This window comes from Bradyrhizobium sp. 149 (assembly GCF_023073915.1).
Lineage (GTDB): Bacteria > Pseudomonadota > Alphaproteobacteria > Rhizobiales > Xanthobacteraceae > Bradyrhizobium.
Genome location: NZ_JADPKK010000022.1, coordinates 1,715,823 through 1,740,231 on the forward strand (window position 1 = coordinate 1,715,823; position 24,409 = coordinate 1,740,231).

21 protein-coding genes are annotated in these 24,409 nt (G+C 64.5%); 8 read left to right on the top strand and 13 right to left on the bottom strand.

Annotated elements, in window-relative coordinates; all coding sequences use genetic code 11:
• Positions 1-2: 2 nt before the first annotated feature.
• The gene (locus IVA88_RS25940; RefSeq protein WP_247499988.1) at positions 3-254 is read left to right on the top strand and encodes a hypothetical protein; all 252 of its coding nucleotides are present in this window, start codon (positions 3-5) and stop codon (positions 252-254) included.
• On the opposite strand, the gene IVA88_RS25945 is transcribed toward IVA88_RS25940, so the two are convergent.
• Positions 255-992, bottom strand: a complete 738-nt coding sequence (locus IVA88_RS25945; protein ID WP_247499989.1) for a GGDEF domain-containing protein — start codon at positions 990-992, stop codon at positions 255-257. It lies immediately after the preceding gene.
• Positions 993-1,133: 141 nt separating this feature from the next.
• Between IVA88_RS25945 and purE the strand changes: the two genes are divergently transcribed.
• A complete protein-coding gene (gene purE, locus IVA88_RS25950; protein ID WP_247499990.1) occupies positions 1,134-1,622 on the top strand; it encodes a 5-(carboxyamino)imidazole ribonucleotide mutase in 489 nt (162 codons plus the stop codon).
• Complete coding sequence (locus IVA88_RS25955) at positions 1,619-2,725, top strand: 5-(carboxyamino)imidazole ribonucleotide synthase (protein ID WP_247499991.1); 1,107 nt, start codon at positions 1,619-1,621, stop codon at positions 2,723-2,725. Before purE ends, IVA88_RS25955 begins: the two co-directional genes overlap by 4 nt.
• Before the next feature lie 36 nt (positions 2,726-2,761).
• Here IVA88_RS25955 and aqpZ read toward each other — a convergent pair whose 3' ends face one another.
• Positions 2,762-3,484: an aquaporin Z gene (gene aqpZ, locus IVA88_RS25960; protein ID WP_247499992.1), complete on the bottom strand. Its 723-nt coding sequence runs from the start codon at positions 3,482-3,484 to the stop codon at positions 2,762-2,764.
• A 262-nt stretch (positions 3,485-3,746) separates the two neighbouring features.
• Between aqpZ and rpsU the strand changes: the two genes are divergently transcribed.
• Both rpsU and IVA88_RS25970 read left to right on the top strand, forming a co-directional pair.
• The gene (gene rpsU / locus IVA88_RS25965) at positions 3,747-4,061 is read left to right on the top strand and encodes a 30S ribosomal protein S21 (protein WP_007614218.1); all 315 of its coding nucleotides are present in this window, start codon (positions 3,747-3,749) and stop codon (positions 4,059-4,061) included.
• 126 nt (positions 4,062-4,187) lie between these two features.
• On the top strand, positions 4,188-4,838 hold the full coding sequence (locus tag IVA88_RS25970) for a tetratricopeptide repeat protein (RefSeq protein ID WP_247499993.1): 651 nt from the start codon (positions 4,188-4,190) through the stop codon (positions 4,836-4,838).
• Between the two features lie 27 nt (positions 4,839-4,865).
• On the opposite strand, the gene IVA88_RS25975 is transcribed toward IVA88_RS25970, so the two are convergent.
• The 11 genes from IVA88_RS25975 to IVA88_RS26025 all read right to left on the bottom strand — a co-directional run bounded on the left by IVA88_RS25975 (position 4,866) and on the right by IVA88_RS26025 (position 18,315).
• Positions 4,866-5,834: a hypothetical protein gene (locus IVA88_RS25975; protein ID WP_247499994.1), complete on the bottom strand. Its 969-nt coding sequence runs from the start codon at positions 5,832-5,834 to the stop codon at positions 4,866-4,868.
• A 92-nt stretch (positions 5,835-5,926) separates the two neighbouring features.
• The gene (locus tag IVA88_RS25980; protein ID WP_247499995.1) at positions 5,927-6,211 is read right to left on the bottom strand and encodes a cupin domain-containing protein; all 285 of its coding nucleotides are present in this window, start codon (positions 6,209-6,211) and stop codon (positions 5,927-5,929) included.
• A gap of 35 nt (positions 6,212-6,246) precedes the next feature.
• Positions 6,247-7,344: an ionic transporter y4hA gene (locus tag IVA88_RS25985; protein ID WP_247499996.1), complete on the bottom strand. Its 1,098-nt coding sequence runs from the start codon at positions 7,342-7,344 to the stop codon at positions 6,247-6,249.
• Between the two features lie 139 nt (positions 7,345-7,483).
• Complete coding sequence (locus tag IVA88_RS25990) at positions 7,484-8,965, bottom strand: sodium:proton antiporter (protein ID WP_247499997.1); 1,482 nt, start codon at positions 8,963-8,965, stop codon at positions 7,484-7,486.
• A complete protein-coding gene (locus IVA88_RS25995) occupies positions 8,919-9,716 on the bottom strand; it encodes an alpha/beta hydrolase (protein ID WP_247499998.1) in 798 nt (265 codons plus the stop codon). Before IVA88_RS25995 ends, IVA88_RS25990 begins: the two co-directional genes overlap by 47 nt.
• Before the next feature lie 171 nt (positions 9,717-9,887).
• Positions 9,888-11,285, bottom strand: coding sequence for an NAD(P)(+) transhydrogenase (Re/Si-specific) subunit beta (locus IVA88_RS26000; protein ID WP_085349147.1), 1,398 nt, complete (start codon positions 11,283-11,285; stop codon positions 9,888-9,890).
• A 42-nt stretch (positions 11,286-11,327) separates the two neighbouring features.
• On the bottom strand, positions 11,328-11,645 hold the full coding sequence (locus IVA88_RS26005) for a proton-translocating transhydrogenase family protein (RefSeq protein ID WP_018453812.1): 318 nt from the start codon (positions 11,643-11,645) through the stop codon (positions 11,328-11,330).
• A gap of 11 nt (positions 11,646-11,656) precedes the next feature.
• The gene (locus IVA88_RS26010; protein ID WP_247499999.1) at positions 11,657-12,784 is read right to left on the bottom strand and encodes a Re/Si-specific NAD(P)(+) transhydrogenase subunit alpha; all 1,128 of its coding nucleotides are present in this window, start codon (positions 12,782-12,784) and stop codon (positions 11,657-11,659) included.
• 135 nt (positions 12,785-12,919) lie between these two features.
• Positions 12,920-13,072, bottom strand: a complete 153-nt coding sequence (locus tag IVA88_RS26015) for an aa3-type cytochrome c oxidase subunit IV (protein ID WP_008546229.1) — start codon at positions 13,070-13,072, stop codon at positions 12,920-12,922.
• A gap of 186 nt (positions 13,073-13,258) precedes the next feature.
• Positions 13,259-16,150: a cell division protein gene (locus IVA88_RS26020; RefSeq protein WP_247500000.1), complete on the bottom strand. Its 2,892-nt coding sequence runs from the start codon at positions 16,148-16,150 to the stop codon at positions 13,259-13,261.
• A gap of 212 nt (positions 16,151-16,362) precedes the next feature.
• The gene (locus IVA88_RS26025; RefSeq protein ID WP_247500001.1) at positions 16,363-18,315 is read right to left on the bottom strand and encodes a M3 family oligoendopeptidase; all 1,953 of its coding nucleotides are present in this window, start codon (positions 18,313-18,315) and stop codon (positions 16,363-16,365) included.
• 127 nt (positions 18,316-18,442) lie between these two features.
• On the opposite strand from IVA88_RS26025, the gene IVA88_RS26030 reads away from it, so the two are divergent.
• From IVA88_RS26030 to IVA88_RS26040, 3 genes are all read left to right on the top strand, one after another.
• Positions 18,443-19,936: a sigma-54 dependent transcriptional regulator gene (locus tag IVA88_RS26030; RefSeq protein ID WP_247500002.1), complete on the top strand. Its 1,494-nt coding sequence runs from the start codon at positions 18,443-18,445 to the stop codon at positions 19,934-19,936.
• A 373-nt stretch (positions 19,937-20,309) separates the two neighbouring features.
• Positions 20,310-22,472: a L,D-transpeptidase family protein gene (locus IVA88_RS26035; protein ID WP_247500003.1), complete on the top strand. Its 2,163-nt coding sequence runs from the start codon at positions 20,310-20,312 to the stop codon at positions 22,470-22,472.
• Positions 22,473-22,761: 289 nt separating this feature from the next.
• Positions 22,762-24,384 carry a DUF882 domain-containing protein gene (locus IVA88_RS26040; protein WP_247500004.1) on the top strand — a complete coding sequence of 541 codons (1,623 nt, stop codon included), beginning with the start codon at positions 22,762-22,764 and terminating at the stop codon, positions 24,382-24,384.
• Positions 24,385-24,409: the final 25 nt, after the last annotated feature.

A 24,409-nucleotide genomic window follows, 5' to 3' on the forward strand; every position in this document is an offset into this window, starting at 1 on the left:
CCATGTCCGATGTCACCTATTACGTTGCATTGCCCTTCCTGATCGACGAGGACGGATCGCCGGTCGCAGGTGCGGCCGAGGAATGCCAGACTTCGGCGGCCGCGTTACGGCGCGCCGAGATTATGTCGCACGGCGCCGGCCATACCGGCGCGGTCGCGTTCAGCCGCAGCGGCAATCCCATGACCGGCGAATTCGGTGACGCCAAACTGCTCCGCAGTTTCGGCGATGTACCGAAAGACCTCGGCACGCTTTAATTAACTGCTGACGAGTCTGATGCGCGGCTCGTGCCGCCTGTGCGCCTTGCGCACATACATGGCGGCATCGGCCTCCTCCAGGGCGCGGATGGCGTCGGACTGCACGCCAAGCAGGGCGACGCCGGCGGAAGCGCCCGCGCTCACGTGCTGGCCGCGAAAGACAAAGGACAATTCGTCGATAGCCTGCTCGAAAGCCGCGGCTTTCGCCTTGGCGTCGGTCTCGCTGAGATTCCAGAGCAGCAGCGCGAACTCGTCGCCGCCGAGCCGGCCGACCACGTCCGAGGCGCGGATCTGCCGCGTCAGCGTGGCGGCAATCGCCTTCAGCACCTCGTCGCCGGCGGCATGGCCGAAGGAATCGTTGATCGGCTTCAGCCGATCGACGTCGAGCACGATCAGTGCGCCGCTGGCGCGGTAGCGCTTCATGTAGGCGACGGCGCGGGCGAGTTCGCGTTCGAAGCCGCGCCGGTTCGGAATTTCGAGCAGGAAGTCGGTGTCGGCGGCCGCCTCGAGCTCCGCGACCCGCCGCAGCGCCCGCTTGAGCTTGCTCCGGAGGTCGCGGATAGCAGCCTTGACAGCCGCCTCGGCGCCGTCATCGGCCGGCGCTTCGCGCCGCGACGGTCTGGTCGGAGGCCTCACCGGACGCTTGGCCGGACGCTTGGGGGCAGCTTTGGAACGGTTGGCGCTGGTCTTCGGGCCCTTTTTGGCCTTCGTAGCGCTCGCCCTTTTTGGTTTCTTCATGGGCATCCTGCTCAATGAAGGCTTGCGGGGATTCACCAAGACAGGATAGTGCATTCCCTTCTCCTTGCCACCGCCTTGCGAGCCACCGGCCGGAACCGTTAATCTGGCCTATCTTTCTGTTTTTCGAGCACAATTGACGTCATGACCGCGCCGATCGCCATCATCATGGGAAGCCAGTCGGACTGGGACACGATGCGGCATGCCGCCGACACGCTTGCAGCGCTCGGCCTTGCCGCCGACACCCGCATCGTTTCGGCACACCGCACTCCCGACCGGCTGTTTGCGTTCGCCAAGGGGGCCAAGACGGCCGGTTACAAGGTCATCATCGCCGGCGCGGGTGGCGCAGCGCACCTGCCCGGCATGGCGGCGGCGCTGACCGAACTGCCCGTGTTCGGCGTTCCCATCGAATCCAGGACGCTCAAGGGCATCGATTCGCTTTATTCGATCGTCCAGATGCCCGCGGGCATTCCGGTCGGCACCCTCGCCATCGGCAAGGCCGGCGCCATCAATGCGGCGCTACTGGCGGCCGCCGTGCTGGCCTTGTCCGACCCGGCCTTGTCCGACCGCCTCGCCGCCTGGCGCAAGGCGCAGACCGAGGCGGTTGCCGAGCGCCCGGAGGACAAGGCGTGACTGACGCAAAGCAGGTGAAGCTGAAGCCCGGCGACACCATCGGAATCCTCGGCGGCGGACAATTAGGGCGAATGCTGGCGATGGCGGCGGCACGGCTCGGCCTGCGCTGTCAGGTGTTCTCGCCCGATCCGGACTCGCCTGCCTTCGACGTCGTCCTGAATGCGACCTGCGCCGAATATGCCGACGTCGAAGCACTTGAGCTGTTCGCCCACGACGTCGACGTTATCACCTACGAATTCGAGAACGTGCCGTCCGCGGCCGCGATGGTGCTGGATGCGCGTCGCCCCGTGCTGCCCAACCGCAAGATCCTGGAGACCACCCAGGACCGGCTCGCCGAGAAGGATTTTGTCTCGCGGCTCGGCATCGGCACGGCCGCTTACGCCGACGTCACATCGGTGGCTTCGTTGCGCGAGGCGATCGTCAGGATCGGCCTTCCGGCGGTGCTGAAGACCCGCCGCTTCGGCTACGACGGCAAGGGCCAGGCTATCATCCGCGAGGGCGACGACATCGCGAAAGTGTGGACCAGTCTCGCCACCAAATCGGCGATCCTGGAAGCCTTCGTGCCGTACGAGCGCGAGATTTCCGTGATCGCGGCCCGCTCGGCCACAGGTCAGGTCGAGTGTTTCGACGTCACCGAAAACGAGCACCGCGACCACATCCTGAAGATCTCCCGTGCGCCCGCCCGGATCCCGGACGTGCTTGCCGAGGAAGCGCGCAGCATCGCCGGCAAGATCGCGGGCGCGCTCGATTATGTCGGCGTGCTTGCCGTCGAGATGTTCGTGCTCGCCAGCGGCAGCGGACCGAAGGTGCTGGTCAACGAGATCGCTCCGCGCGTGCATAATTCCGGACACTGGACGCTCGACGGTGCATCCGTCTCGCAGTTCGAGCAGCACATTCGCGCTATTGCCGGCTGGCCTCTCGGCAAGCCCGTGCGCCACGGCGAGATCGTCACCATGACCAATTTGATCGGCGACGAGATCAAAGACTACGACAAGTGGCTGAGCGTGCCGGGCGCGACCGTGCACATCTACGGCAAGGGCTCGCCGCGCCCCGGCCGCAAGATGGGCCACGTCACCCAAGTGCGACCCACGACCGGCAAGTAAGGGGACCGCGGCGGATGCCGCGATCCCGCTTTGCGGTTACGCCGTCTTCGCACCCACGACGACGCCGGTGGGCTCGTCGCTGAGCCAGCGATAGATCACCCCGCCCAGCGCACCGCCAATCACTGGCGCGACCCAGAACAACCAGAGCTGCGCTGTCGCCCAGCCGCCGACGAACAGCGCGGGACCCGTGCTGCGCGCCGGATTCACCGAGGTGTTGGTGACGGGGATGCTGACGAGATGGATCATCACCAGCGCGAGCCCGATCGCCAGCGGCGCAAAGCCCGCGGGCGCACGGCCGTGGGTCGCGCCCATGATGATGAACAGGAACATCATGGTCATCACGACTTCGGTGAGGAAGCACACGATCATGCTGTACTGGCCGGGCGAATGGGCGTCGTAACCGTTGGACGCGAAGCCTTTGCTGACGTCGAAGCCGGGAGCTCCACTTGCGATGACGTAGAGGAGCCACGCGGCCACGATCGCGCCGGCTACTTGCGCGATCACATAAGGCAGGATCTGTCCGGCCGGAAAACGTCCGCCGACAGCAAGACCGACGGTGACCGCCGGGTTGAGATGGCAGCCGGAGATGTGGCCGATCGCATAGGCCATGGTGACCACGCTCAGCCCGAATGCGAGGGAGACGCCGACTAGGCCGATGCCGACCTGCGGAAAGCCGGCTGCGATCACCGCACTTCCGCAACCTGCGAATGTGAGCCAAAAGGTGCCGATAGCCTCGGCGGCGTATTTCTTCATATCCATGTGTGTCGTCCCCTGCTTTCAAAGATTCCGGAACAAAGCTCCGGAAACGGCCCCACCCTTGGCGTCAAATCTCCCAAATCAGGGCCGCACAGAGGTATTCTGCCTCATTTAATGGCTGAACTTGGCCCGAAAACCCGCTTGGCCGGTGGACATCCCAGGTTTTGTCTGATACATCCGCGCCCTCAAGGTTAAGGGCTTGTGCGTTTCGCCATCCCCTTTGACTTACCAGAATTCAAATCCGATCCACTGAAGAGGATGCCGCGTGCAGGTTCTCGTTCGCGATAACAATGTCGACCAAGCCCTCAAGGCGCTGAAGAAGAAGATGCAGCGCGAGGGTATTTTCCGCGAGATGAAGCTCCGCGGTCACTACGAAAAGCCCTCCGAGAAGAAGGCCCGCGAAAAGGCCGAAGCCGTGCGTCGCGCGCGCAAGCTGGCCCGCAAGAAGCTGCAGCGCGAAGGCCTGCTGCCGATGAAGCCGAAGCCGGTGTTCGGCGCTGGCCCCGGCGGTGATCGTGGCGGTCGTGGCGGCCCGGGTGCGGGTGCGGGCGCAAGTGCTGGTCCGCGCGGACCGCGCTGATTTCCCAAGCTTGAAAAGACTACAGTTTTCGATGACGCGGGCCCCTGGCTCGCGTTATTGTTTTGTGAGCGGTGCCTTTCTGGGACGGGGCACTACCGATGCGGCACCAGCGCGAGCGAACCGTAGATGGCCTCCCCTTTCCCCAAGCGCGGCTTGGCGCGGTTACGCCAGATCTGGCTGCAGCCGCTCGCGCTGACCTTGATGGGGATTTCGCTGTGCGGCTGCTCCTTCGATCTGGGATCGCTGACGCCGGAGAAGGACAAGCCGCAGGAGGCCCCCAAGGCAGCCACGACCGCCGAGAACGTGGTCAGCGCCGGCAATGTCAGCGAAGCCCAAGCCCGTACGGCAAAGGCCCAGGCTCTGGCAAAGTCCGGCGAGACGGCGGCCGCGCTCGACGAATTCAGTCACGCGGTCGGGCTCGATCCCTACAATGCGCAGGCGCTCTATGGCCGCGCCCTGATCTACCAAAGTAAAAACCAGCACGATTTCGCGATCGCCGATTTCAGCGCCGCGAGCGGACTCAACCCGCAGAAGGTCGAGCCGCTGCTCGGCCGCGCCACCAGCTATCTCGCCCTCGGCAAGGTCAAGGAAGCTGCGGCCGATCTGGATGAGGCTTCCGAGGCCGATCCGCACAATGCCCAGGTCTGGAGCACGCGCGGACAAGCCTATGAACGGCTGGGCGACAGGACCAAGGCGGCGGCGTCCTACACCAAGGCGGTCTCGCTTCGGCCACGCGACGACGCCGCCCGCAGCGGCCTCGCCCGCGTCGGCGGCTGACGATCCTGACGCAGCGCAGGCGCCGTCTTAATCCGGGGTGACGCTCTTCGGCAGAACGGAATGGAACATGGACTTGACGCCCGACAGCATGTCGTCGGCGACATTGGTCTTCGGCCGCGGCATGGACGCGCCGGCATCGGCGCGCAGATCGAGCGGGGGCGCGATCATCGGGACCGGAATATCGGCCGGAGGCGTCAGCCGATTCGGGTTCTCGTTGCCGACCGATGCCGTGTAGGGCGGGATCGCCTGCGACGAGCCACCATTGCCATAGGGCTCGGGTGCGGGCGTCGAGACGGTGATCGGCGGCGGCAACGGACGCACCATGGACGGGTCCATGGGGATAATACGCGGGGCTTCCGGGGTGCGGGCGGCCTCCCGCACCGCAGGCTCCTGGGTCCTCTCGGGCGACTTGCTCTCGGAGGCCTTGGTCTCGGAAGATTTGGTCTCGGAAGATTTGGCCTCGGAAGACTTGCCCTCAGGCGACTTGCGCAGGCGCTCGATCGCGGCGCGCACGAGATCGTTGGCGTCGGGGGTTACGGACGGCGCGGCAGCAGCCGGCGCAGAATTGGCTTCCACCACCGGGGTGGCGGCAATGGGTGCAGTGACGGCCGGGGTGGACTTGGCGACCGCCTTCTCGCGCGCGGACGGCCTGCCGCGCGGGGTGGGCTCGGCCGGCGCTACGTCCGCAGTCGCCTTCTCGGTCGTCTTCTCAGTTGTCTTGGACTCAGCGCCCGGCTGATCGGCAGCCTTGTCGGCCGCCGGCTTGTCCGTCACGTTCTTCTCGGAGATGCCCTTGGCCTTGACGCCGGGCGCGGGGAGATTGGCCACATCGGCGGGCTTGCCGTTCTTGCCGGCTTCGACAGGCGCCATCACGGCCGCGGGCGCATCCGCCGCCGGCTTGGCGTTGATGTAATGATTAACGATGTACGCCCCGATGATCGTTGCGAGCACCGAGGGGAAGATGTCCATCGAGATTTTAGCGACGTATTTCAGCATTCCGGCCACTCCCCGCGCGATCTGATGCGGGAACTTTGAGGCATAGTGAGGGATCAACTGCGACGGATCAATGGCAAAGGGGTACGCCGGACTTACGGCTTGAGCTCGACTTCAAGGAACACGATCTCGGTTGCGGTTTCGTTAAGCACGTCGTGTTGGACGCCAGCCTTGCGAAAGTAGGATTTTCCAGCCGCGAGCTGCGCCTTGGAGCGCTCGCCATTGGGCGCCACGATGGTCATTTCGCCGGCGACCACGGGAACAATGACGTAGTCCATGCCGTGGGTGTGATGCCCCGTGGCGCTGTTTGGCGCGAGCCGCCACTCGGTCACCCGAACCTGCTCATTGTCGACCTGAACCTCGGAATTGGCGGCAAGCATCGGAACTCTCCTGGGGCATGATCCGGAAAACGGGTTCAGGGCACGAAAACCATGAACACGTAGACGGCAAATACCACCATATGGACCAGCCCGAACAGGACATTGGTCCTGCCCGTACCGAAGGTCAGCATGCTCAGGAAGAAGGTCAGGAGCAAAAGGACGCTGCCCTGCGCGCTGAGGCCGAGCGTGAGCTCCTTGTCGAGCGCATAGGTGGCGACACCGACGGCCGGGATGGTCAGCCCGATGGTGGCCAGCGAGGAGCCGAGCGCGAGGTTGATGCTCTTCTGGAGGTCGTTCTTGCGGGCCGCCGAGACCGCCGCGACGCCTTCCGGCAGCAGGATCAGGAGCGCGACCAGAAGCCCCGCAAAGGCGGGCGGCGCACCGATCCTGGCCGCGACGGCGTCGACCACCAGCGAGAACTTCTTGGCCAGCAGCACGACCGCCAGCAGCGCAATGAGCAGCAGCACGACGCTGAGCACCAAGGTCCGGCCCGACAGATGCGCCTCGCCGCTCCCGCCCCCTGCCCGATCGTGAACGAAGTAATCCTTGTGCAGCACGGTCTGGGTGTAGAGAAACACCCCATACAGCGCGAGCGTGACCACGTCGACGAAGCCGAGTTGAACCGCCGAATAGACCGGGCCCGGCGTGGTCGTCGTGTAGTTCGGCATGATCAGGGTGATGGTCGCGAGCGCGAACAGCACGCTGAGATAGACGTTGGCGCCGGAGAGCTGAAAGCCCTGCTCGCGATAGCGCAGCCCACCGATGAAGATGCAGAGCCCGACGAGGCCGTTGCAGACGATCATGACCACGGCGAACACGGTGTCGCGCGCCAGTTCCGGGGCCGGCTTGTTGCCCAGCATGATCGTGGTGATCAGCGCCACCTCGATGATGGTCACCGAGAGCGTCAGCACCAGCGTGCCATAGGGTTCGCCGACCCGTTCGGCGATCACTTCGGCATGATGGACCGCGGCAAACACCGTGCCGAACAGGATGACCAGGAGCACGAGGGCGAAGACGAGCCCGCCGAACGACAGCGTGAACACGTAGTCCGTTGCGCTGACGGCGGCGAACAACAGCACGGCCAGCGCCGGAAAGATCCAGGCCGACCGGGGCATCGGGCTATGCGCGCTCATCCATCGGCTCCAATTGCTTCGCGCACGACCCGGAAAAGTATGTCGCGGCTCTCCGAACGGATCGTGCTCAAACGAAAAGCCCAAGATGCGACGAAATTCATCGCATCTTGGGCGAGCAGTAGCAAATCGGCCGGTAGATTCAACGCCAGTGCAGGATCGGCGCGAACGGCAGCAGGGTCAGCAGCACGAACAGCGGGATCAGCACCGCGCTGGCGCGCACGAAATAGCCGAAGAAGCTCGGCATCGCGATGCCGTTCTCGCTGGCGATGCTGCTCACCATGAAGTTCGGCGCATTGCCGATATAGGTGAGCGCGCCCATGTAGACCGCGCCCATGGAGATAGAGGCCAGCGTGCCCGAGAGCTCGTGCATCAGCACCTGCGGATCGCCGCCGGCGAGCTCGAAGAACAACAGATAGGTCGGCGCATTGTCGAGGAACGCCGACATCAGGCCGGTGAACCAGAAATAGGCAACCTCGCGCGGCGTGCCGTCCGTCGCCGTGACGGCGGACAGCAGCCAGGCGAACGCGCCGTGATGGCCGGCATTGAGCATGGCAATGACCGGGATGATCGCGACAAAAATGCCGGCGAACAGCTTTGCGACCTCGCGGATCGGCTCCCAGGTGAAGCCGTTCGCCTGCCTGTGCTCGTCCGGCGTCAACCACACCGACAGGGCCGCTATGGCCAGCAGCGCCGCGTTGCGGGCGATGTCTTCCAGCTCCAGCCTGGTTCCGAGAATGTCGAACGCGATGCCGGGCTTCCACATCGCCGAAGCCAGCAGGGTCGCGACGATGGCTGCGATCAGCACCAGGTTGACGAGGCCGCGGATGCGGACCGGCTTCCCGGCACCGGCGCCGGTGAGCAAGGGTTCGCTACGGAAGCGCCAGACGTCGACGGCGACGAAGATCGCGAGCAGCAGTCCGGCAACGATGGCGGTCTGTAGCCAAATGGTCCGCGTGGTCCAGAAGAAGTCCACGCCATGCAGGAAGCCGACGAACAGCGGGGGATCACCGAGCGGGCTCAGCGCGCCGCCGACATTGGCGACCAGGATGATGAAGAAGATGACGACGTGGGCGTTGTAGCGCCGCGGACGGTTGGCGCGGATCAAAGGGCGGATCAGGATCATGGCCGCCCCCGTGGTACCGACGACGCTCGCCATCAGCGTGCCGAGCGCGAGGATGCCGGCATTCGCCGCCGGCGTCGCCTTGATGTCGCCGGTGACGAGAATGCCGCCGGCCACGACATAGAGCGAGAACAGCAGCACGATGAAACCGAGATATTCGGCGAGCATGGCGTGAACGAGCGCCGCCAGCGTCGCCATGCTCCCGGCCAAGATGACGAGCGAGGCGAGCGCCAGCAGCGACCAGACCGCGGCGATCTTGCCGTAATGGTGGTGCCAGACCTTTGCAAACAGCAGCGGCCCGAGCGCGATCGACAGCAGCAGGCCGGCAAAGGGCAGCGCATAGGGCCAGCGCATCGCCGCGCCGTCCAGCCCGGTCGCCGCCCATGCGTGCTGTGGCAACAACACGACGAGGATCGCGGCGATGAACCCGCTCCCGCACCGAACAACAAGCCGTCTAGGAAGCAATGAAGCGCCTCGCCGTTTCGATCGCACCGAAAGCATCGAGATTGTCGTGTCCGCCACCCGCAAAGCGAACGAACTGTTTCGGTTCATGCGCGAGCGCGAACAGACGGTCTCCGAACACGATCGAAATGACAAGGTCATTGGTGCCATGCATCACCAATAGCGGCACAGTGACGCGCGGGATGCGCTCGTCGGAATGAAAGGGATCTCGCATCAGCAGGCGCACCGGAACAAACCAGAACGATGAAGCAGCAATGTCGGCCGTCGACGTATAGGGAGCTTCCAGGATGAGTTTTCCAACACGATGCTCCGAGGCGATCGCGACCGCCACGCCGGTCCCGAGCGAAAAGCCCCAGGCGACGATTCGTTCCGCCGCATAGCGCGCAGTGGTGAAGGCGTAGGCGGCCGCTGCATCGTGCAGCAGGCCCTCCTCGCTCGGCGCACCGCTCGAGCCGGCATAGCCGCGATAGGACAGCGCGACGAGGCCCATGCCGTCCGCCGTCATGGCCTTGAAGCGGCTGACGCGACCGGCAAGATAATCGCCATTGCCCGGAAAATACAGGATCACGGGGCGGCCGGACCTCGCCGGCACGTGCCAGACGATGACCTTCTCGCCATCGGAGGTGGTCAGGACGTGCTCTTCGGCCTCGGGGAGGCCCGCGGCGTCCGGTGTGGTGCGACCGACGGGCGGGATCGGAAACAGCATCTCGCGCTGCCTGACATACAGCACGACGAGACCGGCGCAATAGACGGTCACGAGCAGGATGGCGATCCACTTGACGATGGTCATGATGACGCAGCCGGTCTCCGGCTCACGGCTTGCGACAGCTCCGCAGCAATTTCATGACCTCGGCGGAGACACGCCGGAACGTCACCGCAGCAGCCGCATGTCGCGTGGCGAGCGGGGTACGAATGCAAACGCTGCCCGCGTCGCATTCGCCACGGTCCGCTTCCTTCCGCGTTACATCGCCTTGACGATGTTCTCGGTGACCTTCTTGGCGTCGCCGAGCAGCATCATGGTGTTGTCGCGGTAGAACAGCGGATTGTCGATGCCGGCATAGCCCGAAGCGAGCGAGCGCTTGATGAACATCACGGTGCCGGCCTTCCAGACCTGGAGCACCGGCATGCCGTAGATCGGCGAGGTCTTGTCCTCTTCGGCCGCCGGGTTGGTGACGTCGTTGGCCCCGATCACGAAGGCGATGTCGGCCTGGGCGAACTCGGAGTTGATGTCCTCGAGCTCGAACACCTCGTCATAGGGCACGTTGGCTTCGGCCAGCAACACGTTCATGTGGCCAGGCATGCGGCCCGCGACCGGGTGAATGGCGTATTTCACCTCGACGCCTTCCTTCTTCAGGATGTCGCCCATTTCGCGCAGCGCATGCTGAGCCTGCGCCACCGCCATGCCGTAGCCCGGCACGATGATGACCTTCTGCGCATTCTTCATGATGAAGGCCGCATCGTCGGCCGAGCCGAGCTTGGCCGGCTTCTGCTCGCCGCCGCCACCACCGGCCGCCGCGGTCTCGCCGCCGAAGCCGCCGAGGATGACCGAGATGAAGGAGCGGTTCATCGCGTGGCACATGATGTAGGACAGGATCGCGCCGCTTGATCCCACCAGCGCGCCGGTGATGATCAGTGCGGAATTGCCGAGGGTGAAGCCGATGCCGGCAGCGGCCCAGCCGGAGTAGGAGTTCAGCATCGAAATCACGACCGGCATGTCGGCGCCGCCGATCGGGATGATCATGAGCACGCCGAGCGCCAGCGCGATGATGACGATCAGCCAGAAGTCGAGGGCGCTGCCCGTCATTACCAGCCCGACGATGAAGACGACGAGGGCGATCGCGAGCGCAATGTTGATGATGTGACGGAACGGCAGGATGATCGGGGCGCCGCTCATCCGCGCGGACAGCTTCAGGAACGCGATCACCGAGCCGGTGAAGGTCAGGGCGCCGATGGCGACACCGAGCGACATCTCGACCAGGCTCTGCGGATGGATGTTGCCGGGGCTGCCGATGTCGAAGGCCTCGGGCGCGTAGAACGCGCCGGCGGCGACCAGCACCGCGGCCATGCCGACCAGCGAGTGGAAGGCGGCAACCAGCTCCGGCATCGAGGTCATCGGCACACGGCGGGCGATCACGGCGCCGACGCTGCCGCCGATCGCGATGCCAAGGATCACGAGGATCCAGGCGAGGCCGTCCGCCGGCGGATGGCTGGCCAGCGTGGTGGCGACCGCGATCGCCATACCGATCATGCCGAAGAAATTGCCCTGCCGCGATGAGGCGGGGCTGGACAGCCCGCGCAGTGACAGGATGAACAGCACACCCGCCACGAGATACAGAACTGCAGCCAGATTGGCGTTCATCTCAGGTCCCCTTTGTCTTCGTCACCCCGAGGTGCACGCCGCTCACTTCACCTTCTTCTTGTACATCGCCAGCATGCGCTGGGTGACAAGGAAGCCGCCGAAGATATTCACGCAAGCGAAAATGAGCGCGATGAAGCCGAAGCCGCGCGCCCAGCCCGAGCCGCTCGAGATCATGCCGACGCCGACCGCGAGCAGCGCGCCGACCACGATCACCGAGGAGATCGCGTTGGTCACGCTCATCAGCGGCGTATGCAGCGCCGGGGTCACCGACCACACCACGAAATAGCCGACGAAGACGGCGAGAACGAAGATCGACAGCCGGAAGACGAAGGGATCGACGACTTGTGCAACATGCTCCATGACGGCTCTCCTTAAACCTTCGGCTGGAAATTCGGGTGGATCACGGCGCCGTCCCGGGTCAGTGCGGTCGCTTTGACGAGCTCGTCGTCCCAGTTCACGGCCAGCGCCTTGCTGGTCTTGTCGACCATCGTTTCGATGAAGTTGAACAGATTGCGCGCGTAGAGGCTGGAGGCCGACGCCGCGACTCGGCCGGCGACGTTGGTGTAGCCGACGATCTTGATGCCATCGACCTCGGCGACCTCGCCCGCCTTGACGCCTTCGACATTGCCGCCGCGCTCGACGGCGAGATCGACCAGCACCGAGCCCGGCTTCATCGACTTGACCATGTCGGCCGTGACGAGCTTCGGCGCCGGCCGGCCCGGAATCAGCGCGGTGGTGATCACGATGTCCTGCTTCTTGATGTGCTCGGCGGTGAGCGCGGCCTGCTTGGCCTGGTATTCCTTGGACATTTCCTTGGCGTAGCCGCCGGCGGTCTGGGCGTTCTTGAATTCCTCGTCCTCCACGGCAAGGAATTTCGCGCCGAGCGATTCGACCTGCTCCTTGGTCGCGGGCCGCACGTCGGTCGCGGTGACGACGGCGCCGAGACGGCGCGCGGTCGCGATCGCCTGCAGGCCGGCAACGCCGACGCCCATCACGAACACTTTTGCGGCAGGCACGGTGCCGGCGGCGGTCATCATCATCGGGAAGGCGCGGCCGAAGGCCTCGGCGCCCTCGATCACGGCGCGGTAGCCGGCGAGGTTGGCCTGCGAGGACAGCACGTCCATCACCTGCGCGCGCGTGATGCGCGGCATCAATTCCATCGCGAAGGCGGAGACGCCGGCATCGGCGATCGTCTTCAGCGCGGCCTCGTTGCCGTAGGGGTCCATGATGGCGATGACGAGCGCGCCGCGCTTGTACTGCGACAGCTCAGAGGCTTCAGGACGCTTCACCTTGATGATGATGTCGGCATCCTTCAGCGCGTCGGCGCTGACAGTGGCCCCCACGGCGGTGAATTCGGAATCCGGCAGGCCCGACTTGAGGCCGGCGCCCGGCTCGATGGCGATCTCGGCGCCCAACGCCTTGAACTTCTTCACCGTATCAGGCGAAGCGGCGACACGCGGCTCCGACGGATCGATTTCCTTGGCAACGGCGATCTTCATAGGCCCTCCGGCGACGCGGGAAAAGCGCGCACGCAAACTTAGCGTTACTCCCGCAACGTTGGATACCGGTTTCAATCCGGCTTGAATGCAAATATTATGGGCACCGACGACGCTGGCGGTGCTACAGGCGGTAGATCAGGTCAGGAAGATCGCCATCAGGATCACGATGAGCGCGACCGAGACCGTGCCGTACTTCACCAGCTTGATGAAGCCCTCATAGGTCTGCTCGTGGGCAACATAGTCGTTGCCGTCGGCCGTGGTGTAGGCCACTTCGCTATGGTCCGCCATGGATTGTCCCCAGTCGAAAGTCGAATTCCCGGCTGGCAATAGCGCAAACTTTCGGGCAGGGCAACGGCGGGCAGGCGCGGTTTTCCGGCAAATCAGGCCATTTGGAATTCCGATTGACGGGAATCCGGCTCAGGCCGGTGGTCCGCCCGTTGGAGGCGGTCTCCGGCGCGACAAGCCGAAGGTCTCTCAGCGCAGGCCGAGCGCACGGCGGACTGCGCCGATCGGCTCGACCTTGCTGTCGCAGAAGTTTCGTTTGGCGCAGCGTTCGCCGGGAACGTTGACGACGATCGCATCGGCGCCGGCATCCTCGGTGAGAAAACCGTGCGTCATGTGAAAACCCAGCGCGCGGTAGACTTCGAACTGCTCCTCCGAGAAGAACTGGTCGCCCGTGGTTTCGTGCGGGAAGGTGTCGTTGCGGCGTGCATAGTCACGGATGTAGTCGTTCTCGTCTCCGGTCAGGGACGCCTTGATGTACACGAGGTAGCCCTTTTCGCCCGAGCCGTAGTGGATGGTGCCGACCGCGATGTGCGGTCCGCCCGCCGCGCGCCGGGCTATGGCCGGGGATTTGGTTGCGTTGCACTTCATCCACTCGAGCGTGGTGTTGCGGATCGGCGTCCAGGGCAGGTCGATGATGATCCCGAGATCAATGCGCGCATAGCGCTGCAGCGTCACCAGCGACGAGAAGTTCATCGGCGCATCGGCTTCGGCGTCAACCGCGATGATCACCTTGCAGCGTCGGCGCAACAACTCGTAGACACCGAGATTCTCGATGTGCCCGCCGTCCGTCAGGTAGACCGCATCGGCATTCTCGTAAAGCCGACCCGAGATCTCGGACCATAGAAACAAAGGGGTCGAGTGGTGCTGCGGCTTGTCCTTCGTCGAGACCCACCGCGGGTTCTTCAACCAGTACCCCAGGCGCACGTTGAGGAGCGCCAGGGTCGGGGTCAGCGAGCGGATCGAACCCGAGCCCATGTTCGACGAAGCGGCGGCCCCGGAGATCGCCATCGCGGTCGCAAGATCGAGGCCCGGCGCGACCTTCTCGAATGCCGGTGTATTCGCATAGCCGGTGGCTTCGCTGCCGACGTGCAGCGGCGAGAATATGAAGAAATCAGCATTCCGTCCCCGCCGATTGGCGAAGTCGGATCCCTGGATGTTCAGGGCGGCGTTGATGATGGGATATGGCGAGGCCAGGCTGCATTTTTTCGATGGCGTGATCGTCATCGCTTTCGCTGGATCCACGCGGTAGACCATCTGATGCAGCAGACCGCTCAGCTTCTCGTCGTCGAGCGGAAGGAAATCCCTCCCCTGGTCCAGGCTCGGCATGTTCCGCGACGGCTCCCCGTCGGCGTAATAGAGCGGATTGAACAGGAAGGCCTTGCTGAGGCGATCACGATAGAGCCGGTGCAACGAATTGGCATTCGGCCCGAGAACCCACGACAGGCCGAACAGGGCCGAGCCCGACAAGAAATAGAGCAGCACCATCCGCCAGCTGACACTGTTGCCGAACTGGTACTTCGACCAAGTGAATGTGCCCGGGGACGGCAATGACGCAACGGAAAACAGCCATGCGGGGATGTGCGAGATCGGCCCCACCGGCTTTGAGACGACGGCCATCGCTTCGCCATTGCTGATCTCGGCCGAGAGCTTGCGCGTCGCCGAATCGAACTGGACATTTCCCTTGACGTCGACACCGGCCGCAGGCGGCACGGGTTGCACGCCAGCCGCCCCCCACTCCTCGATCATGGGGTATTGGCGGTAGACGGCGTCGAGCGTCTTGTCGTTCGCGATGCCCCAATAGCAAAGATAGAGATATCCGACCCAGATCAGCAAGGGCAGCGCCAGTCCCGCAACAAGCACGGCTGCTTTCGCCGCATGGGCGAGCAGGCGTGAGCCCAGGTCCGAGGCGCCGGCGCCCTTCAGCAGGTCTGCGAATTGCTGCCGGAACAGCGTGACGGCCGCCGCAACCGGCGCGGTGATGGCCGCAAGCGATTGGACCCATTTGATTGCAACGCCCCCAACGATGCCGCCGGACTGAGCCAAGTTGGCGTCGGCGACGTCGAACATCTGGGCGATCATGAAGGGCTGAAATTCGAAGAAGCAGATGGCGGCAAACAGGACGAGATACGTCGCGCCGACAGTCGACGGATAGCCGCGGAATTCACCTCCCTTGGTCGATGAAATCGATCGCAGCACCGCCCAGCCGAAGAAAAGCACAAGGCCGAGCAGGACCGCTGCGAGCGAAAGGCCAAAGTGATCGACGTTCAGGCAGCTGGCGATCGCGCAGATGAGTCCCATCGCAAACGCAAGACCGGCCAGGTAGCGAAACAGCTCGCGCCGCCCGACTTTGAAAAGCCGCCCGACCAACAAAAGCAGCAAGGCGGCAACAAGGCCGAGAAGAAAGTAGGCAGGCATCAATCCCAGGCTGGAGAGGGGACCAAGGTTGTGGATGTCGTCGACGCTCAGCCCGAAGAAATTGGTCGTATAGAGTGACGAGCGTGCCGCGTTGGACAGGATCGTGACCACGGCAACGAGCAGTACGACCGGCAGCGTCAGGCTCAGATTGGCAACGAGCCCGCGCACGACGATTGCGACGCCGGTGATCAGGTCCCGCGCGCCGGCCGGAACGAGGTAGTTCGAGTAGTTTCGGATATGGCCCACTGCGGGTGTGTCACTGATCTCGTTGGCACTCTCGGCACCGGGTGTCGGCGTGCTTCCGAAGACGAAATTCTGCGCTCGCGTCATGGTCGCCGTGAACGAACAGCCGGTGTAACCACCGCCTGATACGGTCGACAGATAGTCGATGTGCTTGATCAACCCGTGGTGATTGAAAGCCTGCAAGACGCCGAGGCAGATTGCGGAGGACCGGATCCCGCCACCCGACAGCGCAAGCCCGACCGTATCGATCGCTTTTTCGTCGCCAGGGTATGCGACGGGATTCATGCCCTGGGCGCGGCGGCGGTTGTTGATGGCTGCGAGCTCGCGCTTGACGATCTTCCGGTGCTGCGTCCCCCACGGCTGCTGCTCCTCGACAGCCCGTGGCGGCTCCGCCTTGGGGTCCGGGGCACCGATCCTGGCCATGTTCGCCTCCCTGGCCGAGCACACCACGACGATCTACAATCAAAGATTGCGTTGCAGGTCGAAACCCGCTCGCAAGAATTAGTCTGGCTCCAGGCACAAACGTTCAATGTGCAGGGCGGGAACTATACAACCCGCCTTGCGCATCGTCGGAACAAGGGGACAATTCGGACGGCCAACCAGACCCGCTCGCCCCAGCGCCGAGACGGTTCGTCTCAGCCCATCGCCTCCAGCTCGTCGATCATACCGGCGATGACGCTCAGGCCGCCGTCCCAGAACTTCGGATCCTTGGCATCGAGTCCGAACGGCCGCAGCAGCTCGGAATAATGCTTGGTGCCGCCGGCGGCGAGCATGTCGAGATAGCGCTCGGCAAAGCCTTCGGCCGCATTCTCGTAGACGGCGTAGAGCGAGTTCACGAGACAATCGCCGAACGCATAGGCGTAGACGTAGAACGGCGAATGGATGAAATGCGGGATGTACATCCAGTAGTTCTCGTAGCCCGCCTTGATCTCGATCGCCGGCCCCAGGCTCTCGCCCTGCACCGAGAGCCAGATCTCGCCGAGCCGCGTCGCGGTGAGCTCGCCGTTCTTGCGTTCGGTGTGGACCGCGCGCTCGAAGGAATAGAACGCGATCTGCCGCACCACGGTGTTGATCATGTCCTCGACCTTGCCGGCGAGCAGTGCCTGGCGCTGCTTTGCGCTCCTGGTCTGCGCCAGCAGCCGGCGGAAGGTGAGCATCTCGCCGAACACGCTCGCGGTCTCCGCCAACGTCAGCGGCGTCGGCGCCATCAACGCGCCGTTCTTTGACGCGAGCACCTGGTGCACGCCGTGGCCGAGCTCGTGCGCGAGCGTCATCACGTCGCGCGGCTTGCCCTGGTAGTTCATGAGCACGTAAGGGTGCGCCGAGGGCGTGGTCGGATGCGAGAACGCGCCCGGCGCCTTACCCGGGCGCACCGGCGCGTCGATCCAGCGGTCGGTGAAGAAGCGCTCGGCGATATCGGCCATCTTCGGCGAGAAGCCGCGATAGGCGCTCAGCACCATGCTTCGCGCGTCTGGCCAGCCGATGATTTCGGTCGCCGCGAATGGCAGCGGCGCGTTGCGGTCCCAGGAAGCCAGGCGCTTCTTGCCGAACCAGCGTGCCTTCAGCGCGTAATAGCGATGCGACAATCTTGGATAGGCTGCGCGCACCGAGGCGACCAGCGCATCCACCACCTCGCGCTCCACGCGGTTGTTCAAATGGCGGGAATCCGCCACGTCCTTGAAGCCGCGCCAGCTGTCGGAGATGTCCTTGTCCTTGGCCAGCGTGTTGGTGATCAGCGCAAAGGTGCGCTCGTTGGCCTTGAAGGTCTTTGCGAGCGCCTCGGCCGCGGTCTTGCGCTTCGCGCCGTCGCGGTCCTGCAACAGATTGAGCGTCGGCTCGATCGCGAGCTCCTTGGAGCCGACCTTGAAACGCAAGCCCGAGATGGTCTGGTCGAACAGCCGGTTGAAGGCGGAATAGCCGGTCTGCGCCTTCTCCAGGAAAAGCTGCTCGAGCTTGTCGTCGAGCTGGTACGGCTTCTCCTTGCGCAGATCCTCGATCCAGGGACGGTAGTGCGCGAGCTCGGCGGCCTCCATCGCGCGGTTCAAAATATCGTCATCGACACGATTGAGCTCGAGCGCGAAGAACAGCAGATGCGTCGATGCTGCCGTGAGGCGCTCGGAAACGTCGCCGTAAAACTTTGAAATCGCGGGGTCCACGCTGTCGCCGGCATGAACGAGGCCGGCGTACGAGCCGAGCCGGCCGGCGAGGTCGTCGATCGCCTCATAGCGTCGCACGGCTTCAGCGAGCCATTTTCCGCCATCTTCCTTTGCTGTTCCTGTTGCGAGCTTGCCCTTGTAGTCCGTCTCGAACGCGACGCAATCGGCGTCCATCTTTTCCAGATCGCGCGCCACTTCCGGCGCATCGATCCCGGAATAGAGATCGGCGAGGTTCCACTCCGGAAGCTTGCCGGTCTTGCTCGCAGGCTTGGCGGGCGAAGACTTGGCAAGCGAAGGCTTGGCAATCGAAGACTTGGCGAGCGACCGCTTGGAGGATTTGACCTTGGCTGCGGATTTCTTGGTGTTCGGCTTGCGGAGAGCGGATTTGCTGACGGCGGACTTTTTAGCTGCAGATCTGGAACGCGAATTCATTGTGTGGGAAACCTGTGTTCAACAATCGCGACGGCGGGCGGGGGCATCAAGGTTTAAGAGTGCGTTAATCGGCTTCGGCCAGAGTGCCCCGATTCGAGACAGATAGTAGTAGCGTGCGGGGAACACCATGGCTGCCAGTATTTTGATCGCCGACGACGACGCTGTAGCCCGCCGGCTGGTCGAAAACATGGTGCAGAAATGCGGCTATGAGACGATCGTCGTGGACTCCGGCGACGCCGCGATCGCCGCTCTCACCGCTCCTGACGCGGCCATCGACGGCGTCATCCTCGATCTCGTGATGCCCGGTCTCGATGGCATGGGCGTGCTGGCGAAAATCCGCGAGGCGGGCCTCAGCATCCCCGTCATCGTGCAGACCGCCCATGGCGGCATCGATAATGTGATCTCGGCGATGCGCGCGGGCGCGGCCGATTTCGTGGTCAAGCCGGTCGGCCTGGAGCGGCTCCAGGTCTCTCTTCGCAACGCGCTCAATTCGTCCGCGCTGAAGGGCGAATTGCAGCGCATCCGTCACAGCCGCGAGGGCCGGCTGACCTTCTCCGACATCATCACCCGCGCCGAAGCGATGGCGTCCGTGATGCACGCGGCGCAGAAAGCAACAAACTCCTCGATCCCCGTGCTGATCGAAGGCGAATCCGGGGTCGGCAAGGAGATGTTCGCGCGTGCCATCCATGGCAGCGGCGAGCGCAAGGCAAAGCCCTTCGTCGCGGTCAATTGTGGCGCGATCCCCGACAACCTCGTCGAGTCCATCCTGTTCGGTCACGAGAAGGGTGCCTTTACCGGCGCCACCGAACGCCACACCGGCAAGTTCGTCGAAGCCCATGGCGGCACGCTGTTCCTGGACGAGGTCAGCGAGCTGCCGCTGACCGCGCAGGTCAAGCTGCTTCGCGCGCTCCAGGAAGGCGCGGTCGAGGCGGTCGGCGGCCGCAAACCGGTGAAGGTCGACGTCCGCATCATCTCGGCGACCAACCGCAGGCTGCTTGAGCGGGTCAAGCAGGGCCACTTCCGGGAAGATTTGTTCTATCGCCTGCACGTGTTGCCGCTGACGATCCCCTCGCTGCGCGCCCGGCGGGAGGACATCCCGCATCTGCTCAGGCATTTCCTGGCGCGCTTTGCCGCCGAGGAGAACCGTCCCATCACCGGCATCAGCGGCGAGGCCGTCGCGCACCTGGCCCAGCTCGATTGGCCCGGCAACATCCGCCAGCTCGAAAACGCGGTCTACCGCGCCGTGGTGATGAGCGAGGGCGACCAGCTTGGCCTTGACGACTTCCCCCTGATCGCCTCGCAGCCGCATCCGGGAACAGACATTCCGACCGCGCCGCTGATGCTGGAGCCGATCGCGGCCCCTTCCGTCGTGTCGGGTAATGAAATACCGATCGCGCCGCTGCCACTGGCGGGTGCCCTCTCCATACTCACCGCGACCGGCGACGTCCGACCGCTGGAGGACATCGAGAACGAGATCATCCGTTTCGCGATCTCGCATTACCGCGGGCAGATGTCCGAGGTCGCCCGCCGCCTCAAAATCGGCCGGTCCACCCTCTACCGCAAACTCGACGAAGCCGGGGTTCCCGGCCATGGCGGCAAAAGCGGTGAGGAGACGCACTGAGCCTGACGCGAACGGAGGTTCGTGCGGGCGGTGCGAGACTACTGTAAGCCGTTCGCATGACGACGGAATTCGACTGCGATGTGAACCGTGACTCGACCGTGACTTGGAAGTGACAGACACAGGGAAAAGCGCGTGGCAGAACCGCACAATCCGTTGCCAAGAGGCTTCCTTGAAGTCAGTTTGTCGTGAGTTGTCCCGGGTAGCGCTGGCTGCGAAATCGGGGCCTGTATATCGTCCGCGTAAGATTCGTCTGCGTGGGAATCGTTGCGTGCAGGCGTGCAACTTTCGAGAGGCCGGCGCGGTTTAGCCGAAGCTCAATAGGCGATAACGAAGCTGTTCCACGGGGGACAGTTCACCCGAGGGGTGCGACACAATGCGTGACTGTTTGAACCACCGTGCAGGCTTTGACCGTGTCTTGATGACCGTCGCGGCGACCTTCCTCACGGTATCGGCCAGTTCGGCCCTGGCCCAGGATCAGGCGCGCAGCAGTGCTGCCGAGCTCGCGATCGAAGCCGCGATCCCGCGCCCCGAACCCGCAAACGTCCCGCCCCCGACCGCATCCGACATCAAGCTCGACACCACCGCCACGGTTCAGGAGGCTGCAAAGGAGGCCGTGAAGACCGAAGCCGCGCCGGCTCCCGACAAGGTCGAAACCAAGCCTTCCGACGTCGCGGCGACGCCCGCCACCGCAGCGCTGAAGAGTGAGACCGCCAACACGGAACCTGCCGCGGCGCCCGCCGTCGCAGCGACTCCGGCCGAGCCGCCGAAGGACGTCGCCAGGGAGCAGCCGGCCTCAGAGCCGGTGAAGGCCGCGAGCAACGTCCCCGCCGCCGACCAGCCGGTCGCGGACAAGCTCAAGGACATCATCGGCACCAAGACCTCGCGCTATTTCGACCGCAAGAACGAGCGCGCGGCGATCGAGAAGTTCTACGGTGCACGCGACTTCGCGCCGGTGTGGACCCAGGGCGGCAGCCTGACCACTGCTGCCAGGGGCGTGATCGCACGGCTGAAGGATGCGGGGTCCGACGGTCTCAATCCCGCCGATTACCCGCTGCCGGACTTCGCGGCCGCCCCGACACCCGATGCGCTCGCCGATGCCGAGCTCAAGCTCACCGCCAGCATGTTCGACTATGCCCGCCACGCCCAGAGCGGCCGCATGCACTGGTCGCAGGTCAGCGGCGACATCCTCTATCCCGAGCATCCGGTTGATCCGAGCGAGGTGCTCGCCAAGGTCACGATCGCGGCGGACGCCTCCGCGGCGCTGGACAGCTACAATCCCCCGCAGAAGCTCTACAAGGAGCTGAAGGCAAAGCTCGCGGAGCTGCGCGGCCAGGGCAACGGCCCGGTGATCGAGATCGCCGACGGTCCGGCGCTGAAATACACCCCGGCCGGCAAGAAGCAGGCTGAAATCGTCGTTGAAGATCCGCGCGTACCGCAGCTGCGTGCCAAGCTCGGCATTGCCGAGAACGCCACCGACCCCCGCTATGACGCGGCGGTCGCCGAAGCAGTGCGCAAATTCCAGAACAGCGCCGAGCTCAAGGCGACCGGCATCCTCGACGACAAGACGGTCAAGGCGATCAACACCCCGAAGCGCGACAAGCAGATCGACGTGGTGCTGGTGAACATGGAGCGCTGGCGCTGGCTGCCGCGCGACCTGGGCGTGCCCTCGCTGGGCGATGCCTATGTCATCCTCAACATTCCCGACTACACGCTGAAGGTGATGCAGCGCGGCCAGCAGGTCTGGACCACCCGCGTCGTCACCGGCAAGCCGGGTACGCATGCGACCCCGCTGCTCACCGAGACGATGAAGTACATCACCGTCAATCCGACCTGGAACGTGCCGCCGTCGATCGTCTACAACGAATATTTGCCGGCGCTTCAGCAGGACCCGACCGTGCTGCAGCGCATGGGCCTCAAGCTCGAACAGAACCGCGATGGCTCCGTGCACATCTCGCAGCCGCCCGGTGAAGCCAACGCGCTCGGCCGCATCCGCTTCAACTTCCCCAACAAGTTCCTGGTCTATCAGCACGACACACCGGACAAGAACCTGTTCGCCCGGGACGAACGCGCCTTCAGCCATGGCTGCATGCGCGTGCAGAACCCGGATCAGTACGCCTCGGTCCTGCTCAACATCGCGATGCCGAACGAGAAGTACACGCCGGAGCGCGTGCGCAGCATGTACGGCAAGAGCGAGATCGACCTGAAATTCCCGACTCCGATCCCGGTCAACATCACCTATCAGACCGCGTTCGTGGATGATGGCGGCAAGCTGCAATTCCGCAAGGACGTCTATGGCCGCGACGCGACCATGATCAACATCCTGAAGAACAGCCGCGGCAAGGATCTCGAGAACGTCGTGGCGCACTCCCAGCCGAGCTATTCGCGCCCGGCAACGACGCTGCCGAACGGCGTGTTGGCGGCCAATAATGGCGGCTCGTCCGGCCCCAATTTCTTCGAGCGGTTATTCGGAGCCCCGACCCCGCCGCCGGCTCCGGTCGGACGCCGTCCGCAGCAGCAGCGGGTGTTCACCCGCTGAGCCAGACCGCATCCGGCGCCTGATTTCCTGAAATTCATCAATAAAATCAGCGACCTCATCTTCTGGATGGGGTCGCTTAACGTTAACCATTCTCCACCTGACCTCGGGCAGCGGGCGTTTTTTTGCCACACTCACCCGGTTAGGATTGTAGTCTGACTTGGTTTGGGGGCGGGAAGGTCAACCTCGAATTAACCTTCTCGCTTTAACAAAGCGTTCATCCTCTTTCGCGCGCTAACGGGGTTAGCGGGAGAGTCCATTTTGAACGCTCGTCGACTGGGTGGGCTCTAACGTGCTGACTGGTATCGCACGCAAATTCGCTGTGCTGTCGTTGTCCCATGCGGGAGTGAAGGCCGGATCACGGATCGGCCTCGCTGGCGTATTGCTGCTTGCTGCCGCAGGTTCGGTTCATAACGCCGCCGCGCTCAACGAGACCAAGACGCTCTCCTTCCACCACACCCATTCCGGCGAAGACCTCACCGTCACCTTCAAGCGCGACGGGCGCTACGACGAAGCAGCGCTGAAGCAGCTCAACCATTTCCTGCGCGATTGGCGCAGCCAGGACGAGACGGTCATGGACCGTCACCTGTTCGATATCCTCTGGGAAGTCTACCGGGACGTCGACGGCAAGCAGCCGATCCAGATCATCTCCGCCTACCGCTCGCCCGCCACCAACTCCATGCTCCGCCGCCGCTCCTCCGGCGTGGCGCGCTTCAGCCAGCACATGCTGGGGCACGCGATGGACTTCTACATCCCGAACGTGCCGCTGGAGCAAATCCGCTTCGCCGGCCTGCGCCTCCAGCGCGGCGGCGTCGGCTTCTATCCGACCTCCGGCTCGCCCTTCGTGCATCTGGACACCGGCAGCATCCGGCACTGGCCGCGCATGACGCATGACCAGCTCGCCCGCGTCTTCCCGGACGGCCGCACTGTTCATGTTCCCACCGACGGCACGCCGCTGAAGGGTTATGAACTCGCCAAGGCCGAGATCGAGCGGCGCGGCAGCGGCGACGATTCCGGCAGCAAGCCGAACTTCTTCGCCGCCCTGTTCAAGGGCAAGTCGGCTCCGGCCGCCACGAGCAACGACGAGGATGAGGAGGGCGCGCCCGCCGCGACGGCAAAGGCGGCTGCGCCGACCGTGGTCGCCGCCGCGACCAAGCCGGCCGATCCGGTACCGACGCCGCGCGCCAAGCCGTCGATCGCCGCGACGTTCCAGCTCGCTTCGGCCGATGCGCAGCTCGTTGCGCCGCCCAAGCCGAAGCCGGCGCCCGTGGCTGACAAGCCGGCCGCCGGCAAATCTGCTGACGCAAAGCCCGAGACCCCCGCCGACATCATCAATGCCCGTGGCTTCTGGGATGCCCCGGCTACGCCGCAGCAGGCGAGCCCGGCCCAAATTGCCGCACTGAAGGCACGGCAGGCACTTGCCGCCGCCACCGATCCGCAAGCAACTGCGAGCGTTTCCAGCGCCGCCTATCAGGCGCTGGCCTACGCGCCGGCGTCCGCCTCCCCGGTCGACCGCGCCAACGTCGTCGCCGCCTCCGCGCCGATCCCGCGCTCCGCCCGGCCCGCCTCCGCCTCGCGCAACCTTGCGCCCGCGACCGAGATCAACTCCGTGGTCGGCAAGCGCGTCGATGGCATGGTCGCGACCGCGACCCGGCTCTCCGCAGCCAAGGGCGAAAGCATCTGGCTCAAGATCGTGATGCTGTCGCCGAGCGCCAGCCGCGCGATGTCTGTCACGCTGATGGGCGAGCTCGACACGGCTGCGATGCGCGCCTACTTCGTCAAGCCGCAGTCCGTGATCGCCATGGGCTTTGCCGACGATCCGATGCAAGGCCTGTCCTGCGACAGTTTCTCGGGCACCGCGACCGCCAAGCTCGAGACGACATCCTTCGTCATGCGCACCGCCGCGTTGCGCTGAGAGCCCGAGGCCGGCAAGCGCCGCC

Bases quoted from the DNA above. Each gene is read 5' to 3' on its own strand.
- IVA88_RS25940 (WP_247499988.1), top strand. From the start codon at position 3: ATGTCCGATGTCACCTATTACGTTGCATTGCCCTTCCTGATCGACGAG.
- IVA88_RS25945 (WP_247499989.1), bottom strand. From the start codon at position 992: ATGAAGAAACCAAAAAGGGCGAGCGCTACGAAGGCCAAAAAGGGCCCG.
- purE (WP_247499990.1), top strand. From the start codon at position 1,134: ATGACCGCGCCGATCGCCATCATCATGGGAAGCCAGTCGGACTGGGAC.
- aqpZ (WP_247499992.1), bottom strand. From the start codon at position 3,484: ATGGATATGAAGAAATACGCCGCCGAGGCTATCGGCACCTTTTGGCTC.
- IVA88_RS25970 (WP_247499993.1), top strand. From the start codon at position 4,188: ATGGCCTCCCCTTTCCCCAAGCGCGGCTTGGCGCGGTTACGCCAGATC.
- IVA88_RS25975 (WP_247499994.1), bottom strand. From the start codon at position 5,834: ATGCTGAAATACGTCGCTAAAATCTCGATGGACATCTTCCCCTCGGTG.
- IVA88_RS25980 (WP_247499995.1), bottom strand. From the start codon at position 6,211: ATGCTTGCCGCCAATTCCGAGGTTCAGGTCGACAATGAGCAGGTTCGG.
- IVA88_RS25985 (WP_247499996.1), bottom strand. From the start codon at position 7,344: ATGAGCGCGCATAGCCCGATGCCCCGGTCGGCCTGGATCTTTCCGGCG.
- IVA88_RS25990 (WP_247499997.1), bottom strand. From the start codon at position 8,965: ATGCTTTCGGTGCGATCGAAACGGCGAGGCGCTTCATTGCTTCCTAGA.
- IVA88_RS25995 (WP_247499998.1), bottom strand. From the start codon at position 9,716: ATGACCATCGTCAAGTGGATCGCCATCCTGCTCGTGACCGTCTATTGC.
- IVA88_RS26000 (WP_085349147.1), bottom strand. From the start codon at position 11,285: ATGAACGCCAATCTGGCTGCAGTTCTGTATCTCGTGGCGGGTGTGCTG.
- IVA88_RS26005 (WP_018453812.1), bottom strand. From the start codon at position 11,645: ATGGAGCATGTTGCACAAGTCGTCGATCCCTTCGTCTTCCGGCTGTCG.
- IVA88_RS26010 (WP_247499999.1), bottom strand. From the start codon at position 12,784: ATGAAGATCGCCGTTGCCAAGGAAATCGATCCGTCGGAGCCGCGTGTC.
- IVA88_RS26015 (WP_008546229.1), bottom strand. From the start codon at position 13,072: ATGGCGGACCATAGCGAAGTGGCCTACACCACGGCCGACGGCAACGAC.
- IVA88_RS26020 (WP_247500000.1), bottom strand. From the start codon at position 16,150: ATGGCCAGGATCGGTGCCCCGGACCCCAAGGCGGAGCCGCCACGGGCT.
- IVA88_RS26025 (WP_247500001.1), bottom strand. From the start codon at position 18,315: ATGAATTCGCGTTCCAGATCTGCAGCTAAAAAGTCCGCCGTCAGCAAA.
- IVA88_RS26030 (WP_247500002.1), top strand. From the start codon at position 18,443: ATGGCTGCCAGTATTTTGATCGCCGACGACGACGCTGTAGCCCGCCGG.
- IVA88_RS26035 (WP_247500003.1), top strand. From the start codon at position 20,310: ATGCGTGACTGTTTGAACCACCGTGCAGGCTTTGACCGTGTCTTGATG.